At 68.3% G+C, this 19,024-nt stretch carries 15 protein-coding genes; 5 read left to right on the top strand and 10 right to left on the bottom strand.

Annotated elements, in window-relative coordinates; all coding sequences use genetic code 11:
* The first annotated feature begins 174 nt into the window (after positions 1-174).
* The 3 genes from ACZK4S_RS03675 to ACZK4S_RS03665 are packed head-to-tail and all read left to right on the top strand — an operon-like array spanning position 175 to position 5,139.
* Positions 175-3,150 (top strand): glycoside hydrolase family 2 TIM barrel-domain containing protein, encoded by a 2,976-nt coding sequence (locus tag ACZK4S_RS03675; protein WP_463643390.1) that lies wholly within the window; start codon positions 175-177, stop codon positions 3,148-3,150.
* A 1-nt stretch (position 3,151) separates the two neighbouring features.
* A complete protein-coding gene (locus tag ACZK4S_RS03670) occupies positions 3,152-3,604 on the top strand; it encodes a NanQ anomerase/TabA/YiaL family protein (protein ID WP_463643389.1) in 453 nt (150 codons plus the stop codon).
* A 23-nt stretch (positions 3,605-3,627) separates the two neighbouring features.
* Complete coding sequence (locus ACZK4S_RS03665) at positions 3,628-5,139, top strand: amino acid permease (RefSeq protein ID WP_463643388.1); 1,512 nt, start codon at positions 3,628-3,630, stop codon at positions 5,137-5,139.
* A gap of 58 nt (positions 5,140-5,197) precedes the next feature.
* On the opposite strand, the gene ACZK4S_RS03660 is transcribed toward ACZK4S_RS03665, so the two are convergent.
* The 7 genes from ACZK4S_RS03660 to lysS all read right to left on the bottom strand — a co-directional run bounded on the left by ACZK4S_RS03660 (position 5,198) and on the right by lysS (position 13,590).
* A complete protein-coding gene (locus ACZK4S_RS03660; RefSeq protein WP_463643387.1) occupies positions 5,198-6,079 on the bottom strand; it encodes a hypothetical protein in 882 nt (293 codons plus the stop codon).
* Positions 6,080-6,269: 190 nt separating this feature from the next.
* Positions 6,270-7,841 (bottom strand): MGH1-like glycoside hydrolase domain-containing protein, encoded by a 1,572-nt coding sequence (locus tag ACZK4S_RS03655; protein ID WP_463643386.1) that lies wholly within the window; start codon positions 7,839-7,841, stop codon positions 6,270-6,272.
* 25 nt (positions 7,842-7,866) lie between these two features.
* Entirely contained in the window at positions 7,867-8,760 is an 894-nt protein-coding gene (locus ACZK4S_RS03650) for a carbohydrate ABC transporter permease (protein WP_463643385.1), read from the bottom strand.
* Between the two features lie 3 nt (positions 8,761-8,763).
* Positions 8,764-9,687, bottom strand: a complete 924-nt coding sequence (locus ACZK4S_RS03645; protein WP_463643384.1) for a carbohydrate ABC transporter permease — start codon at positions 9,685-9,687, stop codon at positions 8,764-8,766.
* Positions 9,684-10,976 (bottom strand): ABC transporter substrate-binding protein, encoded by a 1,293-nt coding sequence (locus ACZK4S_RS03640; protein ID WP_463643383.1) that lies wholly within the window; start codon positions 10,974-10,976, stop codon positions 9,684-9,686. The genes ACZK4S_RS03645 and ACZK4S_RS03640 overlap by 4 nt, the downstream gene beginning before the upstream one ends.
* Entirely contained in the window at positions 10,973-11,959 is a 987-nt protein-coding gene (locus ACZK4S_RS03635; RefSeq protein ID WP_463643382.1) for a DMT family transporter, read from the bottom strand. Before ACZK4S_RS03635 ends, ACZK4S_RS03640 begins: the two co-directional genes overlap by 4 nt.
* A gap of 107 nt (positions 11,960-12,066) precedes the next feature.
* Complete coding sequence (lysS, locus tag ACZK4S_RS03630; RefSeq protein ID WP_076063993.1) at positions 12,067-13,590, bottom strand: lysine--tRNA ligase; 1,524 nt, start codon at positions 13,588-13,590, stop codon at positions 12,067-12,069.
* Positions 13,591-13,648: 58 nt separating this feature from the next.
* Between lysS and ACZK4S_RS03625 the strand changes: the two genes are divergently transcribed.
* Positions 13,649-14,161, top strand: a complete 513-nt coding sequence (locus ACZK4S_RS03625) for a YbjQ family protein (RefSeq protein ID WP_463643381.1) — start codon at positions 13,649-13,651, stop codon at positions 14,159-14,161.
* 5 nt (positions 14,162-14,166) lie between these two features.
* Here the strand turns inward: ACZK4S_RS03625 and ACZK4S_RS03620 are convergent, their stop codons facing one another.
* Together ACZK4S_RS03620 and ACZK4S_RS03615 are read right to left on the bottom strand one after the other, a co-directional pair.
* Complete coding sequence (locus ACZK4S_RS03620; protein ID WP_463643380.1) at positions 14,167-14,814, bottom strand: HAD family hydrolase; 648 nt, start codon at positions 14,812-14,814, stop codon at positions 14,167-14,169.
* Entirely contained in the window at positions 14,811-15,095 is a 285-nt protein-coding gene (locus ACZK4S_RS03615) for a cell division protein CrgA (RefSeq protein ID WP_076061306.1), read from the bottom strand. Before ACZK4S_RS03615 ends, ACZK4S_RS03620 begins: the two co-directional genes overlap by 4 nt.
* Positions 15,096-15,223: 128 nt before the next feature.
* On the opposite strand from ACZK4S_RS03615, the gene ACZK4S_RS03610 reads away from it, so the two are divergent.
* On the top strand, positions 15,224-15,997 hold the full coding sequence (locus ACZK4S_RS03610; RefSeq protein ID WP_463643379.1) for a DUF881 domain-containing protein: 774 nt from the start codon (positions 15,224-15,226) through the stop codon (positions 15,995-15,997).
* Between the two features lie 60 nt (positions 15,998-16,057).
* Here the strand turns inward: ACZK4S_RS03610 and ACZK4S_RS03605 are convergent, their stop codons facing one another.
* Complete coding sequence (locus ACZK4S_RS03605; protein WP_463643378.1) at positions 16,058-18,937, bottom strand: GH32 C-terminal domain-containing protein; 2,880 nt, start codon at positions 18,935-18,937, stop codon at positions 16,058-16,060.
* Between the last annotated feature and the right edge of the window lie 87 nt (positions 18,938-19,024).

The following is a 19,024-nucleotide window of genomic DNA, read 5'->3' as shown; positions in this document are numbered from 1 at the left end:
TGCTTGTGCAGCCCTATTCTCGCATCCATGGAGTCATCTCGGCGCCACAGAAAGAAACCGGTTTCATTTTGGGCACCCCCGGCGTGACAGCGCGGTGGGGGTTATGTATATTGAGCCAATGAAACCGGTTACATTTCAGAGGTGACCGGTGAACGACTTAAGGAGATCGAGTCCATGACCGACCCACGTGACTGGGAGAACCCCTCCCTCACGGGGCGCAACAGGCTCCCGGCCCGCGCCTACTTCTTCGGCTACGCCGGCGAAGAGGACGCCGCCACCCGCGACCGCAGCCGGTCGCGCGGCTTCCTCGCCCTGTCTGGCGACTGGCAGTTCCGGTTGTTCGACAACCCGCTCCGCGTGCCCGATGCCTTCACCTCCGCGCACCAGGACGCGTGGGACACCGTCACCGTGCCCCACCTGTGGCAGCTCGACGGCTACGGCCACCTCCAGTACACCGATGAGGGCTACCCGTTCCCCATCGAGCAGCCCCGCGTGCCGGCCGACACCCCCACCGGTGCCTACCAGCGCGTCGTGCCGCTGAGCCGGCCCGCCGACGGTGAACAGGTCATCCTCAAGATGGACGGCGTCGAGTCCTACGCGGAGATCTACCTCAACGGCGACTTCGTCGGCATGACGAAGGGCTCCCGCCTCACCGCGGAGTTCGACATCACCGCCCACATCGTCGACGGCGACAACCTCTTCGCGGTCAAGGTGCTGCAGTACTGCGACGCCACCTACATCGAGGACCAGGACATGTGGTGGGCCTCGGGCATCTTCCGCGACCTCTACCTCATCACCCGCCCGCAGGCGCGGCTGACGGACTTCTTCGTCCGCACCCGCAAGGCAGGCGACTCCGCCGAGGTCACCCTCACCGCAGAGGCCGACGGCGCCCGCAGCATCGAATGGAGAATCGCCGACGGCGACACCACCGTCGCCACCGCCACGCTCACCCCAGGCGACACCGTCACGGTCACCGTCGACAACGCCACCTTCTGGAACCCCGAGACGCCGTACCTCTACGACATGGCGCTCACAGTCATGGGCGACGACGGGGTCAGCGAGCACGTCCCGCACCGCCTCGGCCTCCGCGAGATCACCATCGACGACGGCCTCATGCACCTCAACGGCGCCTACTTCATGATGCACGGCGTCAACCGTCACGACCACGACCCGGAGAAGGGCCGCGCCATCTCGATGGACCGCGCGCGCCGCGACCTGGAGCTCATGAAGCGTCACAACATCAACGCCGTGCGCACCGCGCACTACCCCAACGACCCGCGCTTCTACGAGATGTGCGACGAGCTCGGCCTGATGCTGATCGCGGAGACCGACCTGGAGTCGCACGGCTTCGCCAACGTCGACGACCTGGCCAGGGTCACCGACGATCCCGCGTGGGAGGCGCCCTACGTGGACCGTATCGAGCGCCACGTGCTCGCGCAGCGCAACCACGCGTCGGTGCTGATCTGGAGCCTCGGCAACGAGTCCGAGTTCGGCTGCAACATCCGCGCGATGTACCACCGCGCCAAGGAGCTCGACCCCACCCGCCCCGTGCACTACGAGGAGGACCGCAACGGTGAGGTCGTCGACATCGTGTCGACGATGTACTCCCGCGTGCAGCAGATGAACGACTTCGGCGAGCACCCGCACCCGAAGCCGCGCATCAACTGTGAGTACGGCCACTCGATGGGCAACGGCCCGGGCGGCCTGTCCGAGTACCAGGAAGTGTTCAACAAGTGGGATTCCATCCAGGGTCACTTCATCTGGGAATGGGCGGACCACGGACTGCTCGACCGCAGCCGTAGCGGCGGGGCGGTGGGGGAGAACGCCTTCTACGCCTACGGTGGCGACTACGGCGACTACCCCAACAACAAGAACTTCTGCATCGACGGCCTCGTCTTCCCCTGGCAGCAGCCCAGCCCCGGCCTCACCGAGTACAAGCAGGTCATCTGCCCCGTCCTCGTGACCTGGAGCGACGGCGTGCTCAGCGTGAGGAACCGCCGCTGGTTCACCGACCTCAGCGACATCGAGATCCGCGTCGAGACCACCGTCGACGGCGTGCCCGCCGCGCCCGTGACCCTCACGCCCCAGTCTGTCGGCCCGGGCGAGACCTGGACCACCGAACTCGCGCTGAACCTCGGCGACGGCGCCCCCGCCGCCGCGGTCGCCCGCGTGTTCTCGACCCAGGCCCACACCTGGGCCGACGCCGGCCGCGAGCTCGGTGTCCACCAGCTCGCCGTCGTCGACGCCCTGCCCGCAGCGCCCACCGTGGCCCCGCACCTGGACACGGCCGAGGACGAGTTCACCCTCACCGTGAGCACCGGCAACGGCGAACTCGTGTTCGACACCGTGAACGGCGACCTCCTCTCCTGGCGCGCGGGTGGCCGCAGCCTCGTCGCCGCGCCGCTCCGCGTGGGGTTCTGGAAGCCGCTCATCGACAACCACCAGCAGGAGGCCGACGAGCACTGGACCCCCCGGCACATCGAGATCATGCAGAACTCGGCCCGCAACGTGACCTGGCGCCGTGACGGCGAGGCCGTCGTCGTCGAGCACGAGGTGCGGGTCGCCCCGCCGGTGCTGGACTTCGGCATGCAGTGCCGCGTCACCTGGCACGTCGGGGCCGACGGTGTCGCCACCGTCGCGGTCATCGGCGAGCCCTACGGCGACTACCGCGACATCATCCCGCGCATCGGCGTGAGCCTCGAGGTGCCGGGCGAACTGCAGCAGGTGACCTGGTTCGGCCGCGGGCCGGGGGAGAACTACCCGGATTCGAAGGCCGCCAACACCATCGGCTTCTGGGAGACCACCGTCGACGCCATGGAGACGCCGTACGTCTACCCCCAGGACTACGGCAACCGCGGCGACGTGCGCTGGGTGACCGTCACCGACGAGACCGGCAAGGGCCTCCACGTGAGCCGCCCCGCGGACCAGGCGCCGTTCCACTTCTCCGCGTGGAACCACACGTGCCAGGACATCGACGACGCGCAGCACCGCACCGACCTGGTGCGCCGCGACAACGTCACGCTCAACTTCAACGACCAGGTGATGGGCCTCGGCTCCAACTCCTGGGGCTCCGAGGTGCTCGACGCCTACCGCACCCGCTTCGAGGCCTTCGACTTCGAGTTCACCCTGCGACCCACCGAGGAGAACTGACATGCGACTCTTCACAGACCGGGCCACGATGCACGAGGTGATGGGCGGCCACAAGAAGTGGCGCCGCACCCTCCAGGCCCTGGAGAACGCGCCGTCGCTGCAGAGCGGGGTGGCCTACTCCATCGTCGACTCGCTCACCTACCGCAAGGACCGTGCCGCCGAGCTCGCCACCGATGAGCTCGTAGGTCGGCGCCGGTACCACGGTGTGGTCGCGGCGCTGGACGGCGATGTTGACGTCGCCGTCGCCCCCAAAGCCGACCTCGTCGAGGTCGGCGCCTACTCAGATCTGACCGACCGCCAGCCGTTCCGCGGGGAAGCCGAGGTCGTCACCGTCCCGAAGAACGGGGTGCTCGTCGTCGACATCGACGAGGCGTTCCGCGTCCTTCCCACGCCCGACTCCGAAGCGGTGCTGTTGCACGTTTCGGTCGAGGGTGCCACCTTCCACAATAAATAGACGCTCAGGGAGAGAGTCACACCATGACCATTACCAACCGCGGGCGGATCGGCATGTTCGCCCTGCTCACCATGACGGTGGCGGCGGTGTTCAACATCCGTAACGTCATCAACAACAACGTGGCGATCGGGCTGGCGTCGGCACCGGCGTTCTTCTTCGCAACGCTGCTCTACTTCATTCCGTTCACCCTGGTCATCGCCGAATTCGTGGCGCTGAACAAGAACTCCGAATCCGGCGTGTACCAGTGGGTCAAGACGTCGATGGGCGGCCGCTGGGCCTACCTCACAGCGTTCACCTACTGGTTCGTGAACCTGTTCTACTTCGCGTCGCTCCTGCCGCTCATCCTCGTGTTCTCCTCCTACCTGTTCTACGGCGAGGAGAAGCAGCTGTCGCAGGTGTGGATCACCGTGCTGTCCATCATCATCTTCGCGATCGCCACCTTCGTGTCCACCAAGGGCGCCAAGTGGATCGGGTCCGTCACCTCGATCGGCGCCACGCTGGTGCTGGTGCTGACCGTCGCGTTCATCCTGCTGTCGGTCGCCTCGCTCTTCGGTGGTGTGGAGCCGGCGACCCCCATCTCGGTGTCCACCATGGCGCCCGACCTCTCCACCTTCGCCATGGCGTGGGGCTTCTTCGGCACCCTGGCCTGGATCATCCAGGGCGTGGGCGGCGCCGAGTCGTCGGCCGTGTTCCTCAACGACCTCCGCGGCGGCGTCAAGGCCTTCGTCCGCACCATCGTCATCGCCGGTATCGCGATCGGTCTGCTGTACGCCGCCGCCTCGCTGCTGATGAACGTGTTCGTGCCCGTGGGCACGCTGGACTACTCCAACGGCCTGTTCGTCGTCATGGGGGCCGTGGGCGAGCACTTCGGCCTGTCGGCCGACCTGGTCAACCGCGGCCTGGGCCTCATCCTGCTGGCCGCCACCCTCGGCTCGCTCCTGATGTGGACCTCCACCCCGGTGAAGATCTTCTTCTCGGAGATCCCGGCCGGGATCTTCGGCGGCAAGCTCGTCGAGCTGAACGAGGAGGGCATCCCGTTCCGCGCCGCCTGGCTGCAGTTCGCCATCGTCGTGCCGATCCTCGTGATCCCGGCGCTCGGCTCCGGCAACATCAACGACCTGCTCGGCATCGTGATCAACATGACCGCGGCTACCGCGCTGCTGCCACCGCTGCTGATCCTGCTGGCGTACTGGGTGCTGCGTAGGAAGTACGACCACGTCGTCCGCGACTTCCGCATGGGCAAGAAGGCCTTCGGCCTGGGCGTGGCCACGTTCCTCCTGGTCGTGTTCGCCTTCGTGTTCATCGCCGGCACCACCCCCACCGGCCAGCCCCTGTGGCTGACACTGACCTACAACGTGGGCGGCGTGGTCGTGTTCCTCGGCCTGGCCATCATCTGGTACGAGCGTTACATCAAGCGGCTCCGGGCCACCGATCCCGCCGCTGCCGCAGCGGAGCTCGAGCCCACGGCCGAGCAGATGCTGCGCGGCGACTACGTGGCACCGGTCAACCAGGCGGACCCCACGGTCGTCGGCTGACCTGACAGGAAACGGGTCCGGGAGGTCTTCTTCCCGGGCCCGTTTCGTCGTTGACGGGTCAGGACGCGAAGAGGACCTGGTTGTTGAAGATCCACGTGGTTTCTTGGCGGTACTGCTTGCCGGTCCAACTGGCGACGGTGGCTTCGATGTAGGAGCGGCAGGCGCCACGGCCGGTGGTGGGGGTGTCGCAGTCGGTGCGCCACCTCCGGCCGTCGGCGGCGGTCCAGCCGGCGTTGGTCTCACCGAGTGGGTTGTTCTGCCACAGACTCCGCGGCGACCAGCGGTAGGTCAGGGAGTTGAACGCCCAGCCCTCGGTGCGGACGTAGCGGCCATAGTTGCGTTCGATGACGGTAGCCCTGATCTCGGTGAAGCAGCGTGCCGTGGCTGAGTAGGGCTCGCAGCGGGTGCGCCATTGGCGGCCGTTGACGGTGCGCTCACCGTCGACGGTGTAGACCTCCATCATGGGGCGGAACAGTTTCGCCGTGCGGACGTGGATGGCCTCGGTTTCAGGGCCGAAGCTGGTGCCCATCGAGGCGACGACGCCGGGGGTCATCGTCCAGGAGTAGGACGCGGGGCTGGCATCAGCGAAAGCAAACGCCTCAGGACCGAGCGCCGGCACGGGAGTGACCGCGGTCTCGAAGTCGTAGCCGTAGTCCTCTGGCCAGTTGGCGCGCAGCCGTTCCTTCAGTTCTAGTGGGGTCCCCACGTTGACGGCGACGCTGAAGACGCGCTGCCCGGATGCGTCCTGGTACTCGCAGGAGGAGGGCGTGGCTCTCGCCAGGGTGATGGTGCTGCCCCAAGCGGCGGAGGCCTCCGCCGACGTGATGCAGGAAACGCGGGCCACTGGAGCTATGTCGGCGTGGGCCGACGGCGCCACCAGTCCGGTGGCGAGCAGCGCCCCCGCGGCCAGCGCTGTCATCGTCGCTCTGATCTTCTTCATTCGTCTCTCCTTCGAGCAGATCCTGGTCTCCCTACGAGAACGCAGCATCTCAGCGACCGGTTGACAAGCCCGGAAACACGTCGGAAAAGTTGCGCGATATCTGTGTCAATGCCAGGGAAGAGACTGGTGAGTTCTCGACCTATCCAGCCAGAACGCTGCGTGAGATATTGCCGCCCGGATCAGTCGGAGCCTAGCTACGGCGGCTGAGGCGCACCGCGAGGTCCACCGTCAGGGCGGCCGACCAACCGAAGACGGTGGTGGCACGGGGCGGCTTCGCGCCGGTGTCCGGCCGGAAGTACTCGTTGGGCCCGTGCTCGGCCACGAGTTCGAGGGTGGAGCGCTCGATGCGCTCCGCCTCGGCAGTGCGGCCGCGGGCGCGCAGTCCGGTGGCCACCAGCCAGTTCGTGTTCACCCACACCGGGCCGCGCCACATGCGGGTGGGGGAGAAATCCTGATCGCGCACCGCGACGGTGGGCAGCGGGTGGGCGGTGGCGAACCGCTGCGGATCGTTGAGCGCCGCCAGCAGGCCGTCGAGCAGGCGCTCTGGCAGCCCGTCGACCAGCACCGGCATGAGGGAGACGATGGTCTCGGAGGCGACGGGGTCGCCGTGCTCGCCGATGCTCGGGAAGAACGCCCGCCGCTCATCCCACGTGCCGGCCAGCGCCGCGACGGAGCTGTCGGCACGGGCGCGGCACCTCTCGGCCGCCCCCACCTCGCCGCGCTCCTCGAGCCAGCCCGCCAACAGGCGGTCGGCGAGGACCAGGTAGCTCGTGAGATCCGGGGACACCAGGATGGCGTCGTGGTCGAAGACCGGCGAGTCATCCAGGCCCGACGAATAGGGATGCAGGTACGCCGGGTGCCCGGCGGGGGCGGACGTGGAGTACCACCAGTCCTGCGCGGCCAGCATGGTGGGGAGGAACTCGTCGATCACCTCGGGCCCGGCCTGCTCGGCCAGCAACGCCACCGCCAGCGCGGTGAGCGGCGGCTTCGTGAGCGGGACGCGGGCGTGCGCCAGGCTGGGGGAACCCATGCGGCGGAGGTTCTCGAGGTCGCCGGGTGGCAGGTCGTCGGAGGAGGCCAGGATGCCGTGCTCGTGCACGACGTCGGGCAGTTGGCCGTCGTCGCCGGGGTAGGCCAACGCGATGCGGAGCTGCTCGGCGGCCAGCCCGATGTCGCCGTGGCGCAGCCCGATCGCCATGAAGTAGGCGTCCCACTGCCACAGCCCGACATACCCGATCTTCGACGGCACGACGGCGCGCCGCAGCCCGTCCGGGGCGTCGAGCATGAGGGTGTTGGCGCCCAGCACCCACCAGCAGAAGCGGGTGATGTCGCGCCACCGCTCGTCGACGGTGGGGCACTTCGCCATCCAGCGGGCGAGCTCACCAGCCACTTGGGACGGCCCGTCCTCTGGCGGCCGCGCGATCCGCAGCCTGGTCTCGGCGCGGTTGACCGCACCTTCCACCCGGAACCCGGGCGGGAGCTCCACCACCACCTCGTCGTCGGCGGTGACGTAGAGGTGGGCCCCGCCCCGGAAGGTGATGCGCAAGGGGTCCACCAGTTCGACGTCTGCGGGGCCACCTTCGCCGTCGACGACGCGGAGGCCGCTCACGGCGATGCTGTCGGCGAGCGCCCGCTCATAGGCCGCCCGGTACACGGTGAGCCCGTCGTCGGCGCGACGCACGAAGAGCCGCGAGCCGCGCACGGTGTACGGCACGTGGTCCAGGTCGAACCAGTGGGCGAGGTCGAGCCCCAGATCCTGCATGTGCTTCTCCTTGTGGTCTGCGGCCTCAGCGGCCGCCGAGGCCGGAGGTGGCGAGCGACTCGATGATCTGGCGCTGGCCGATCACGAAGGCGATCAGCATCGGCACCGTCGAGAACGCGGTGGCCGCCATCACCAGGCCGTAGTTCATGCCGCCGTACTGGCCCTGGAACTGCGACAGCAGCAGGGGCACGGTGAACAGCTCGGTGGAGTTCAACAGCACGAGCGGCAGCAGGAAGTTGTTCCAGGCGTCCAGTGCCACGATGATCGCCAGCGCGCCCAGGCCCGGGCGGATGGCCGGCAGGATGACCGTCCAGTAGATGCGCCAGCGCGAGGCGCCGTCGATCATCGCGGCCTCCTCGAGCTCGATGGGGACCGACTGGATGAACTGGCGCGCGAGGAACACGCCGAAAGGATTGACCATGATGGCCGGGATGATCAGCGCGAGGTGCGAATCCACCCAGCCGAACTGCGCCATCAGGAAGTAGAAGGGCACCAGCGTGACCTGCTTGGGCACCATCTGCATCGCCAGGAACACCCAGAAGAGTGTCTTGGAGCCCTTGAACGGGATCCGCGCGAAGCCGTAGGCGGCCATCGACGCGGTGAGGAGCGTGCCGAACACCACCAGGACGGTGATGTAGATCGAGTTCGCGTACGCGCGGCCGAACGGCAACGCGTTCCAGGCGTCGGCGAAGTTGGTCCAGACCCACGGGTCCGGGATCAGCGACAACGGGTCCTGCAGCAACTGCGGCAGGCCCTTGAACGAGGTCAGCAACATCCAGATGAACGGGGCGACCATCAGCAGGGCGATCGCGAACACCAACGGGTGCTTGAGCCAGCCGAGCCAGACCCGTCGACGAGGGGTTGCCGGCGTCGGATCGGCGGTGGGGGCGGTGGCGGTGGGAACGGTGGAGGCGGTCATGGCTCAGCCCTCGTAGTGGACGAACTTCTTCTGGGCGCCGAACTGGATCGCGGTGATCACCAGGGTGAGGGCCAGAAGGACGATGGAGGCGGCGCTGGACAGGCCGAACTGCGACTTGGCGAAGCCCAGGTCGTAGATGTGGTAGACGATCGTGCGGGTGCCGTTGTCCGGGCCGGCGTTGTTGACCAGGACGAAGACGAGGTCGAACGTCTGCAGCGACGAGATGAAGGCCACGACCGACTGGTAGAAGACGATCGGGCTCAGCAGCGGCAACGTGATTTTGAAGAAGCGGGCCACGGGGCCGGCGCCGTCGATGGCGGCGGCTTCGAGGACCGACGGTGAGATGGACTGCAGGCCGGCCATGAAGATGACGATGTTGAGACCCAGCGAGGACCAGATCGTCACGAGGCACACGGCCAGCAGGGCCAACCAGGGGTGGCCCAGCCAGTCGATCGGCTCGATGCCGAACGTGGCGGTCAGGAAACCGCTGATCACGCCGTCGGCCCGCAGCAGTTGCTGCCAGATGAGGGCGATCGCCACCGCACTCGTGACCACGGGCGCGAAGAACAGCACGAGGTAGAATGCGCGCCCCCTGATCTTGTTGAGTACGGTGGCGCCGACGATGGCCAGGAACAGGCCGATCGGCACCGTGACCACCGCGATGACCAGGGTGTTGACGATGGCGCGGCCCAGCAGTGGACTGCTCAGCTGGTCCCGGAAGTTCTCGAACCCGATGAAATCGGGCATCCCGAAGCCGTTCCAGTCGGTGAAGGCGAGGAGGAAGGCCGCGGCAAACGGGATGAGGGTGAACAGGAGCATGCCCAGCGCCTGCGGCGCCACGAAGAACATCCCCCAGTACTTGTCCTTCTCCCGCCAGCCGCGCCGGGACGGGGCGGGCCCCGCCCCGGTCACAGCTGTGGAGGTCATGACTTGGTCTTCTCCTCGACCAGGGCGGCCACCTCGTTGAGCGCGGTCTGCGCGTCCTTCTTGCCCTCGTACAGTGGCTGCATGTATTCCACCGAGATCTGGTTGCTCAGGTCCGGGACGGCGGCCTCGGTGGCGAAGTTGGAGTAGCCCATGTCGCGCATGTCGAGCATGGTCTGGGCGTGCGCCGGGTAATCGCCGCTGAGGACGATGTCGTCGGCCCCGTTGATCGACGGGACGGCGTTGCCCTGGCCCTCGAGGCGCAGGCTCTGGCCCTCGGCATCCAGGAACGCGGAGAAAAAGGTGAGCGCTGCCTCCGGGTCGGCGGCCTTCGCGTTGATCGCGAGGTACGACGCGGCCACGCCGGTGGGGGCGGCCTTGCCGTCGTGGGTGGGCCAGCGGACGATGTCGTAGAGGCTCTCGTCGACGCCCGCGCCGCGAATGGCGCCGATGGTGTAGCGGCCCGCGGCCAGGAAGCCCAGCTTGTGGGTGACCAGCAGGGTCTCGGAGCCTGCGCCCTCGGGGAGGAGGTCGGCGAGCTTCATCTCGCCGCTCTGGAAGCGCCGGGCGTAGTTGTCCATGGCTTCGACCGACTTGGGGTCCTCGTGGGCGACGTAGTTGCCGTCGCCGTCGTAGACCTGGCCACCGTTGGTGGTCATGAAGCCGTCGTGGGTGGCCCAGTAGTTCCAGTACACGGCGCCGGTGAGGCCCGCCGCGGCGAGCTTGGCGGTCATGTCGAAGAAGGCCTCGTTGGTCCACTCGTCGTTCTCCGCCAGCGTGGCGGGATCATCCGTGATGCCGGCGGCCTTGAGCGCCTCCTTGTCGTACCAGAGGGTGTCCGGGTTGACGTCGTTGGGCAGGGCGTAGAGCTTGCCGTCCCAGCGGGCGATGTCGAGGACGTTCTCGCTGAAGTCGCCCTCCTTGACGGAGGCGCCGTCGACGGGCATCAGGACGTCGTTGCGGATGACGGAGGCGACGCGGTCGTCGCCGATGTAGAACACGTCCGGCCCGGTGCCAGAGCTCAGCTGGGTCAGCAGCTTGGAGTGGTACTCGGAGTACGACGGCGTGGGCTGGAAGACCAGTTCGATGTCCGGGTGGTCCGCCTTGAACTGCTCCTGGAACCGGTCGAAGCTCTTCAGGTCCTCGGGCGAACCCCAGGTGGACCAGACGACCTTGCCGGCGCCCTTCTGGCCGCCGGTGCCGGAGCAGGCGGTGAGTGTGGGGCCCGCGACGGCCGCCGCTGCGAGGATGCCGGCGAAGCCGCCGAACTGGCGGCGCGTGAAGGTGGTCATGGTGTGCTCCTGTCTCGGGTCAGCGATGACCCTGTGTCAATGGCGGTGGTGTCCGGAACCGGTTCGGCCGGCTCCGGGGGACTGTGGGTGATGTGCTCGAGGAGCGCTGGATCGGTGGTGTCGGCTTGTCCTGCGCGCAACCCGACGAAGGTGGCCAGCAGGATCAGGGACCCGCCCAGGATGAGGCGGGCCGTGAGGGTTTCGCCGCCGAGGGCGACGGCGAAGGCAGAGGCGAAGACGGGCTCGAACGTCATCATCAGCGCCACCCTGGTGGGTGTGATGTGGCGCTGGGCCCACGTCTGGAGGAGCATCGTGACGACACCCGCGAAGAGGGCGGTGTAGAGGATCGCGCCCCACACCGTCGCGTCGGCCGGGATCCGGTAGGCGCCCGGTAGCCCGAGGAACGCGCAGGTCACGGCGATGCCGATGAGCTGCACGACCGTGAGGGAGATGGCGTCCATGCTGCGGGACCAGCGGTCCAGCATCACGATGTGGAGCGCGTACAGGGTGGCCCCGACGAGGGTGAGGGACTCGCCGACGCCGCCGGAACCCACGCCGGAGAGGCTGAGGATCGCCAGCCCCACCACCGCGATGCCGACGGCGACCCAGGTGATGCGGGTGAGCCGCGCCTTGAAGGCGATCCACAGGATGATGGGCGTCAGGACCACGTAGGTGCCGGTGATGAAGCCGGAGACGGACGCGTCGGTGTGTTGCAGGCCGACGGTCTGCACGATCTGCGCGAGCCCGTACAACCCACCCAGCGCCAGGCCGATCTGCCATTGCTGGGCCGTCAGCCTGCGGAGTCGCCGCCAGAACACGACGGCGGGGATGACTGCGCCGATGGAGAACCGGGCCGCCAGGAAATCGATGGGATCGATCCTGTCGACGGCGTCCTTGATGATGAAGAACGTCGAGCCCCAGATCGCGGTGACGACGAGGATGGCCACAGTGGCCAGCGACGCCCTGCTCCCTCGTGTGCCCACGGTTGTTCCTCCTCGAATGAAACCGGTTACATGCTAGGCGACGACGTGAGCCGATGCAACCGGTTTCATTTTCGGCGTGCTCCGGCGGGGCCGGGTTTCGGGAAGGCTTAGCGCTCGGAGGAGGGACGCAGCAGCGGGTACAGGATGGTCTCGCGGATCCCGACGCCGGTCAGCATCATGATCAGGCGGTCCACGCCCAGACCGAGGCCGCCCATCGGCGGGACGCCGTACTCGAGCGCCTCGATGAAGTCCTGGTCGTACTCCATGGCTTCATGGTCGCCCGCGGCGGCCAGCTTCGACTGCGTCATCAGCACATCGCGCTGGATGACCGGGTCCACCAGCTCGGTGTAACCGGTGCCCAGTTCGACGCCGCCGATGATCAGGTCCCAGGCTTCGACCTTGCCCGCGTCGCTGCGGTGTCGGCGGGCCAACGGTTGGGCGATCGAGGGGTAGTCGTAGACGAAGGTGGGCTGCAGCAGGCCGGGTTCGACGAGTTCGCCGAACAGCTCCATCACCATCTTGTCCGCGGCCCACGCCTTGTCGTACTCGACCTCATGGGCGTCGGCGAACCTGTGCAGCACCTCGGCCGGGGTCTCAACAGTGATCTCCTCGCCCAGCCGCTCGGAGAGCGCGGGGAAGACCGACAGCCAGCTCCACTCGCCGTCGAGGTCGATGACGCCCTTCGGCGTCTCGAACTGCCGCGAGCCGACGGCGTCTGCCGAGGCCAGGATGATGTCTTGGATGAGTAGTGCGATGGTGCCTTGGTCCCCCCAGGCCTGGTACGCCTCGAGCATGGTGAACTCCGCTGAGTGCGTTGAGTCGATGCCCTCGTTGCGGAACACACGGCCGATCTCGAACACCCTGTCCGCACCGCCAACCATGGTCCGCTTCAGGTGGAGTTCCAGCGCGATGCGCATGGTCATGCGGATGTCGAACGCGTTGATGTGGGTCTCGAAGGGACGCGCCGCGGCGCCGCCGTGAATGAGCTGCAGGATGGGGGTCTCGACCTCCATGTAGCCCTGCCCGTACAGCGTCTCCCGGATGGCCCGCGTGATGGCCGAGCGCTTGCGCACCATCTCACGCGCATCGTCGCGGACGATGAGGTCCACGTAGCGACGGCGGACCCGCGACTCCTCGGACAGGTCCTTGTGCATGACGGGCAACGGGCGCAGCGCTTTGGCGGCCATCCGCCACTCGCTGACCATGATCGACAACTCGCCGCGCTTCGAGACGATGACGCGGCCGGTGACCCAGACGAAGTCGCCGAGGTCTGCGGTGTGCTTCCACTCCGCGAGCGCCTCTTCGCCCACCTCCGCCAGCGACAGCATGATCTGGAGCCGCTCGCCGTTCTCCTCCGGCGTGAAGCCGTCCTGCAGCGTGGCGAACGCCAGCTTGCCGGTGTTGCGGATGAACACGACGCGGCCGCCGGTGGTCACGACGTCCTGGGTCTCCTCGCCGGCCTCCAGATGGCCCCACTGGGCGCGGATGTCACGCAGGGTGTGGCTCCGGGTCAGATCTGCGGGGTAGGCCTCGATCCCCTGTTCCAGCAGGCGGGCGCGCTTCTCCTTGCGGACGACGGTCTGCTCGGAGTCGGTGGGCTGCACGTCAGGGGTCTCAGTCACGCGGGTCATCCTACCGTCGCGGGTGCGGGACGCCACTTTCGCCGGGGGCCGCGGCTAGGCTGGCGGAATGAGCCAGCCCCCGCAAGGCCACGGACAGCCGCAGATGCCTGCTCCGCTCCCCTCAGGCGAGCCCACCCGCGCCCTACCCCGCGTCGTGCCCGGCCCCCGTCCCCGCCCGGTGAGCCCGCAGCCTGTCGTGCCTGCCTCCGGAAGCGCGGTGCCGGTGCCGCCGGAGCCGATTTCGCCGGTGGCGCAGCGGGACACAGACCCGCGGCGGCCGCGTTTCGTCACCTATGACCTGCCGCTGTCCACCACGGATTCGCTGCCGGGCCGGGAGATCGTGGCGAGCCTCGGGATTGTCATCGGCATCGCCACCCGCCCGCGGGACCTGGCGCACAACCCCGAGATGGCCTTCATCAACACCTCCGCGCGGCAGGATGCCATCGGCGCCCTGGTGCAACAGGCGCAGGAGGCCGGGGCGGACGCGGTGGTGGGAGTGCGCTTCGACGGCGGCAAGATCAGCGACACCGTGAGCGAGTTGGCGGCCTACGGCACCGCGGTGCGGCTGCGTCAGGAGTAAAGGGGTCAGGCCCACACGACGGCGACACCGTCGGCCCGGGCCTCGAAGACCACCTGCGACAGGTCTGTCACGTGCCAGTCTGCACCGAGTTCGTCCTCCGTGTGGTGCGTCAGCACGCCCAGCACGGAGCAACCGGCCGCACGGCCACCCACCACGCCGGCGGGGGCGTCCTCCACCACGAGGCAACGCTCAGCGGGGAACCCCAGGCGCCGGGCGGCGAGCTCGAAGGACTCCGGCGCCGGCTTGCCCAGCACCACCTCGTCACGTGTCACCACCACCGACGGACGGGGCAGCGCGGTGGCGACCATGCGGGAATCGAGCAACGGCGCCGAACAGGACGTGGCGATGGCGGATCGCTGGGCGGGCACCGCCTGTAGCGCCTCGAGGGCGCCGGGCAGGGCGATGACATCCGCGACGTCCTCGATCTCCAACTGCTCGATGCGTGCGTGCCCCTCGTCGAACCTGTCGGCGGGGAGGAGGGCGCGCACCATGACGTCGCTGGGGAGGCCGGTGTACTGGCTGTGGTGGCGGGGTTCCACGCCGAATTCACTGGCCCATGCGGCGGCGGCGCGCACGATGGCGGCGGTGGAATCTGCGAGGGTGCCGTCGAAATCGAAGATGACGGCGTCGAAGACGCCGAGGGTGCGGGTCACTTCCAGAGCGTCATGCCGGAGAAGCCGACGACGATCAGGATGAGCCCGATGGCGACGTTCCAGTCACCGATGGAGCGCATGAAGCCGATGTCCTGGCCCGCGAGGTTGTAGACAACCATCCACGCGACGCCCAGGAGCCCGATGGGGATGAACACGCCCGGCACCCAGTTGCGCCCGCCGGGGGCGAGACGCGCGGTTTCGGCGCGCTGCTCAGCGAGTTCAGACAGGCGCTTGCGCTTCTGCTTGTCAGCAGCCTGCTTGCGAACCTTGGATTCCGCCACGATGTCTCCTTCTAAGATCTCGCCTAGCCTAATTGACGCCGGCGACAATGCCCACATCTGCGCGCTCATGATGGACGACGGCGGGCTCACGCCCTCGTCGATGCCCCCGCGCCACGTACTCTGGGCCCATGAAACTGTGGCCGGTGCTGAGGGAGCGGGTCTCCGCCATGCGCACCGTCATGGCGCGCAACCAGCTGCGTTCCCGGTCGCCGCGGGGCCGCACCACCACCATCCTGGTGTGTGTCATCGCTGGCCTGATGATGACCGTGGCGGCCATCGCCGCGCGCGGCACGGACCTGCGCAGCGACCGCACCGCCGACATGCGCGACCTGATCATCAGCCAGAGCCGGCGCAACGAGGAGCTCCGCACGCAGGTCGACGCGCTCCAGGCCGAGGTGAACGAGCTCACCAGAGGGCAGGGTTCCGGTGACTTCTCCTCGGAGCTGGTCTTCGCGGAGCGCGAGGCGAGCATGGTCGCCGTCACGGGCCCCGGCATCCGGGTGACGCTCACGGACGCACCCGCCGACGTGCGGCCCCCCGGAGTGGACGACGACGCGCTCGTGGTGCATCAGCAGGACATCCAGGCGGTGGTCAACGCGCTGTGGGCGGGCGGCGCGGAGGCGATGAGCATCCAGGGCCAGCGGGTGATCTCCACCACCGGGATCAAGTGCGTGGGGAACACGGTCGTGCTGCACGGCATCCCCTACGCCCCGCCGTACGTGATCGAGGCCATCGGCGACCGCACCCAGATGCAGGCCGCGCTTGACGAGTCTCCCGCGGTGTCGGTGTACCGGCAGTACGTGGAGGCCTACCGGCTGGGCTACTCGGTGGAGGGCGTGGGCACGCTGGAACTGCCGTCGTTCAGCGGGTCCACGGGCGTGCGGTTCGCCCGCCCCAACTGATGGCACAGCGAACGGCTCGGGCCGCGGCCACCGCCACGGCCCGAGCCGTTTCACAGAAGGTCAGCTGCAGGCCGGCATGCTCACCGACGTCCAGCTGGCGGTCTGGCTCGGCTTCGCCGTCGCCGCCACAGACAGGGAGCCGGCGGCCAGTGACGGCTGCCCCTCCAGCGTGACCCTGGTCGTCTGACCGGCTGCCAACGTCACGTCCCGGACCCCGGAGACCGACGAGAGCCGCACTGCCTGCCGCTCGTCCGTCGGGTTCGACACCTCGACGACGACACCGGATTCGCAGTTCGCCGACACCACCGAGGCGTCCACCGGCTGTGCGCCGGTGTGGACGCTGGGGGTGAGGGGAGTGGCGACCACGGAGACGAATCGTGCCGTGCCACCCTCGCTCACCAGCGACAGGCCGAGTGATCCGGGATCTGGGAAGACCTGGCTGGTGATCGTCCGGAGGCCACCCTCGGCGAACGCCTCGACCGATGCCCGGTCGACGTAGACCGTGAACGTCACGGTGCCGTCCGGGTTGACCAACGGTGCCGAGTCGACGGCGGCGAACTGCGAGTGGAAGCCCGTGACGCCGGAGCGGGTCCGGTCCACCACCAGCCGGCCGCTCCTCGCGTCGATGCCCACCAGCGTGCCTTCGCCGCTGTCGGTGCCGAAGGCGGTGTCGGTGCGAACGGCGACCCCCGCGAACGAGGCGTCCTGCGGCTCGACGGTCACGTCAAGCTTGAACGCATCCGACGCCCACGGCAGCGCGACGACCGAATCGTCCACCGCCACGTTCGTGCGCCGCAACCGTTCAGAAGGCACCTCGAGCGAGGACGCTTCGCGCACCGGCACCTGGCGCAGCGCGTAGGAACCGTCGACGAGCTCGAGCGTGACCTCGCGCGGCAGCGTGTTGGCGCTGCGCCACGGGGCCGTGGGGATGGCGTTGGCGTAGCGCCAGTCGTTCATCCATCCGATCATGATGCGGCGTCCGTCCTGGACGTTGGCGAAGGAGATGGCCGCGTAGTGGTCCGGGCCCCAGTCCAGCCAGTCGTAGGTCTCGACGCGGCGGGGCTGCGGGGCGTCCGCGGCCACGATGTCGTCGACCAGGATGTGGCCCCACCCGAACCGGTTGTTGTCCACGATGAGGAGCTGGGCCTCCTGGCCGGCGAACTCGGCGACGTCCCACGCCACCCAGTCGAGCAGCTCCGAATCGCGCCCGGTCGCGGTGCGCACGACCTCGCCGTCGACCACGAGGTTGACGGTGGTCTCGGAGGAACGGGGTACGGCCGGCTCGTCGCCGATGACCACGTGATCGAGCGTCAGGTGGCCCCAGCCGCCGCCGACCTCGTCGACGATGCGCAACGCGGCGTCGCGGCCGCGGAACTCCGCGATGTCCCAGCTGGTCCACTGCAGCGCGCCGGCGTCCTGGCCTCCCGCGGTGCGCACCACCTCGCCGTCGACGATGAGCTGTACGGCCAGGCCCGGCCGCTCGCGACCGCCGCCGACCAGGAAGGAGAGGTGGTCGTCGTCGATCGGGAACGACGGCGAGGTCAGGGTGCCGGTGTTGTCGTCGCCCTTGGGGCCACCCTCCCACGTGTTGATGCGGGCGTCGCCCAGGTAGTAGTCACCGCCGGCGTAGGCCGGGCTGTCGGTGGCCGCGAGATCGCCGGTGCCCACCCAGCCCAGGTCGGCCAGGCTGCCGCCGTCGCGCAGGCCTTCGAAGCCGTTCCAGAGCACTGTGCCGGCGGGGGGCTCATTGCCGAGCTGGCCACCGTCGACGCGCGGGTGGTTGCCGCCGCCCACCAACAGGTTGAGCCAGGGTTCCTCGACCCTGAACGGCGCTGAGGTCATCGTGCCGACCGGCCAGTCCCAGCCGACGAAGCTGTTGACCAGCCGGTCGCCGCGGTGCCCGTTGATGGCCTGCTGGTCCCGCCAGGCGCCGGGCTGGGGGCCGTCGCCGAAGGGGCCGTTGAACTCGTTGCCCGGGTCGTTGGCGACGGTCCACCCGGAATCCGCCCACGTCCCGAACTCGAAGTCCTCGACGACGGTGCCGGGCACCACCTCGTCACCCGGGACGACGTTCTGGGCGGTGTAGGTCACGCCGTCGAAGTCGCCGACGAAGTACTGGGCACCTGAGCCGCCCGCGGGGGATCCAGGGTTGAGGTTGACCACCATGACCCATTTGGTCTCGTCGGTGCCGTCGACCGTCAGCGGGAACAGGTCTGGCACCTCCCAGATGCCGCCGGTGGCATTGGCCGGGCCGAAGGTGGAGAGGTAGGTCCACTCGAGCAGGTCGTCGGAGCGGTAGAGCACCACCTGGTGGTCGAGCGCCTCGACGGCGACCATCACCCAGTACGACTCGCCGGTCTCCGGCGATGTGTAGCGGCTCACCTTCGGGTCGCGGAAGTTCTGCGAGCCCCGGTCCAGCACGGGGTTGCCCGCATACTTCTCCCAGGTGTAGCCGCCGTCGAGCGAGTAGGCCACCGATTGTGCCTGGATGCCCGCCAGCGTGGGATGTGCGCCGGTGTAGGCGCTGGTGTAGTGCGCCACCAGCGGCGGGTTGTCGGTGGTGCCGAGGCCGCTGGTGTTCTCCGTGTCGACCACGATGGAGCCGGAGAAGATGTCCTCGACCGACTGCCCCTCGCCGTTGAACGTCTGGGCGATGGCCAGCGGCTGCTCGCTCCAGTGCAGGAGGTCCGGGCTGGTGGCGTGGCCCCACGACATGTTGCCCCACGTGTCCGCGGAGGGGTTGTGCTGGTAGTAGAGGTGCCACACGCCGTCGTGGTGGACGAGCCCGTTCGGGTCGTTCATCCAGTTGCGTTCCGGCGTGTAGTGGTAGGCCGGGCGGTAGGGCTCCTGCCCGGCCGTGTCGTCGGCTGCAGCAGGGAGCCCGACGGCGGCGCCGAGCGCCACCGTTAGGGCGATTCCTGCCCTGGTCAGTCGTTCCATTGGTTGTTTCCCTTCTGGTGACAACGTTGTCATGGCAGAGGGTAACAAAGGGTGGGGTCACCTTGATCGTTAGTTCGCCGTCCATGA

The organism is Tessaracoccus zhenghani, assembly GCF_055326325.1.
The sequence above is the reverse complement of the archived record's forward strand: the minus strand, read 5'-3'. Positions and strand labels throughout refer to the sequence as shown.

Excerpts from the sequence above, each read along its gene's own strand:
- ACZK4S_RS03625 (WP_463643381.1), top strand. The coding sequence starts at position 13,649 with ATGAGCCAGCCCCCGCAAGGCCACGGACAGCCGCAGATGCCTGCTCCG.
- ACZK4S_RS03670 (WP_463643389.1), top strand. The coding sequence starts at position 3,152 with ATGCGACTCTTCACAGACCGGGCCACGATGCACGAGGTGATGGGCGGC.
- ACZK4S_RS03645 (WP_463643384.1), bottom strand. The coding sequence starts at position 9,687 with ATGACCTCCACAGCTGTGACCGGGGCGGGGCCCGCCCCGTCCCGGCGC.
- ACZK4S_RS03605 (WP_463643378.1), bottom strand. The coding sequence starts at position 18,937 with ATGGAACGACTGACCAGGGCAGGAATCGCCCTAACGGTGGCGCTCGGC.
- ACZK4S_RS03640 (WP_463643383.1), bottom strand. The coding sequence starts at position 10,976 with ATGACCACCTTCACGCGCCGCCAGTTCGGCGGCTTCGCCGGCATCCTC.
- lysS (WP_076063993.1), bottom strand. The coding sequence starts at position 13,590 with ATGACCCGCGTGACTGAGACCCCTGACGTGCAGCCCACCGACTCCGAG.
- ACZK4S_RS03675 (WP_463643390.1), top strand. The coding sequence starts at position 175 with ATGACCGACCCACGTGACTGGGAGAACCCCTCCCTCACGGGGCGCAAC.
- ACZK4S_RS03610 (WP_463643379.1), top strand. The coding sequence starts at position 15,224 with ATGAAACTGTGGCCGGTGCTGAGGGAGCGGGTCTCCGCCATGCGCACC.
- ACZK4S_RS03660 (WP_463643387.1), bottom strand. The coding sequence starts at position 6,079 with ATGAAGAAGATCAGAGCGACGATGACAGCGCTGGCCGCGGGGGCGCTG.
- ACZK4S_RS03655 (WP_463643386.1), bottom strand. The coding sequence starts at position 7,841 with ATGCAGGATCTGGGGCTCGACCTCGCCCACTGGTTCGACCTGGACCAC.
- ACZK4S_RS03665 (WP_463643388.1), top strand. The coding sequence starts at position 3,628 with ATGACCATTACCAACCGCGGGCGGATCGGCATGTTCGCCCTGCTCACC.
- ACZK4S_RS03650 (WP_463643385.1), bottom strand. The coding sequence starts at position 8,760 with ATGACCGCCTCCACCGTTCCCACCGCCACCGCCCCCACCGCCGATCCG.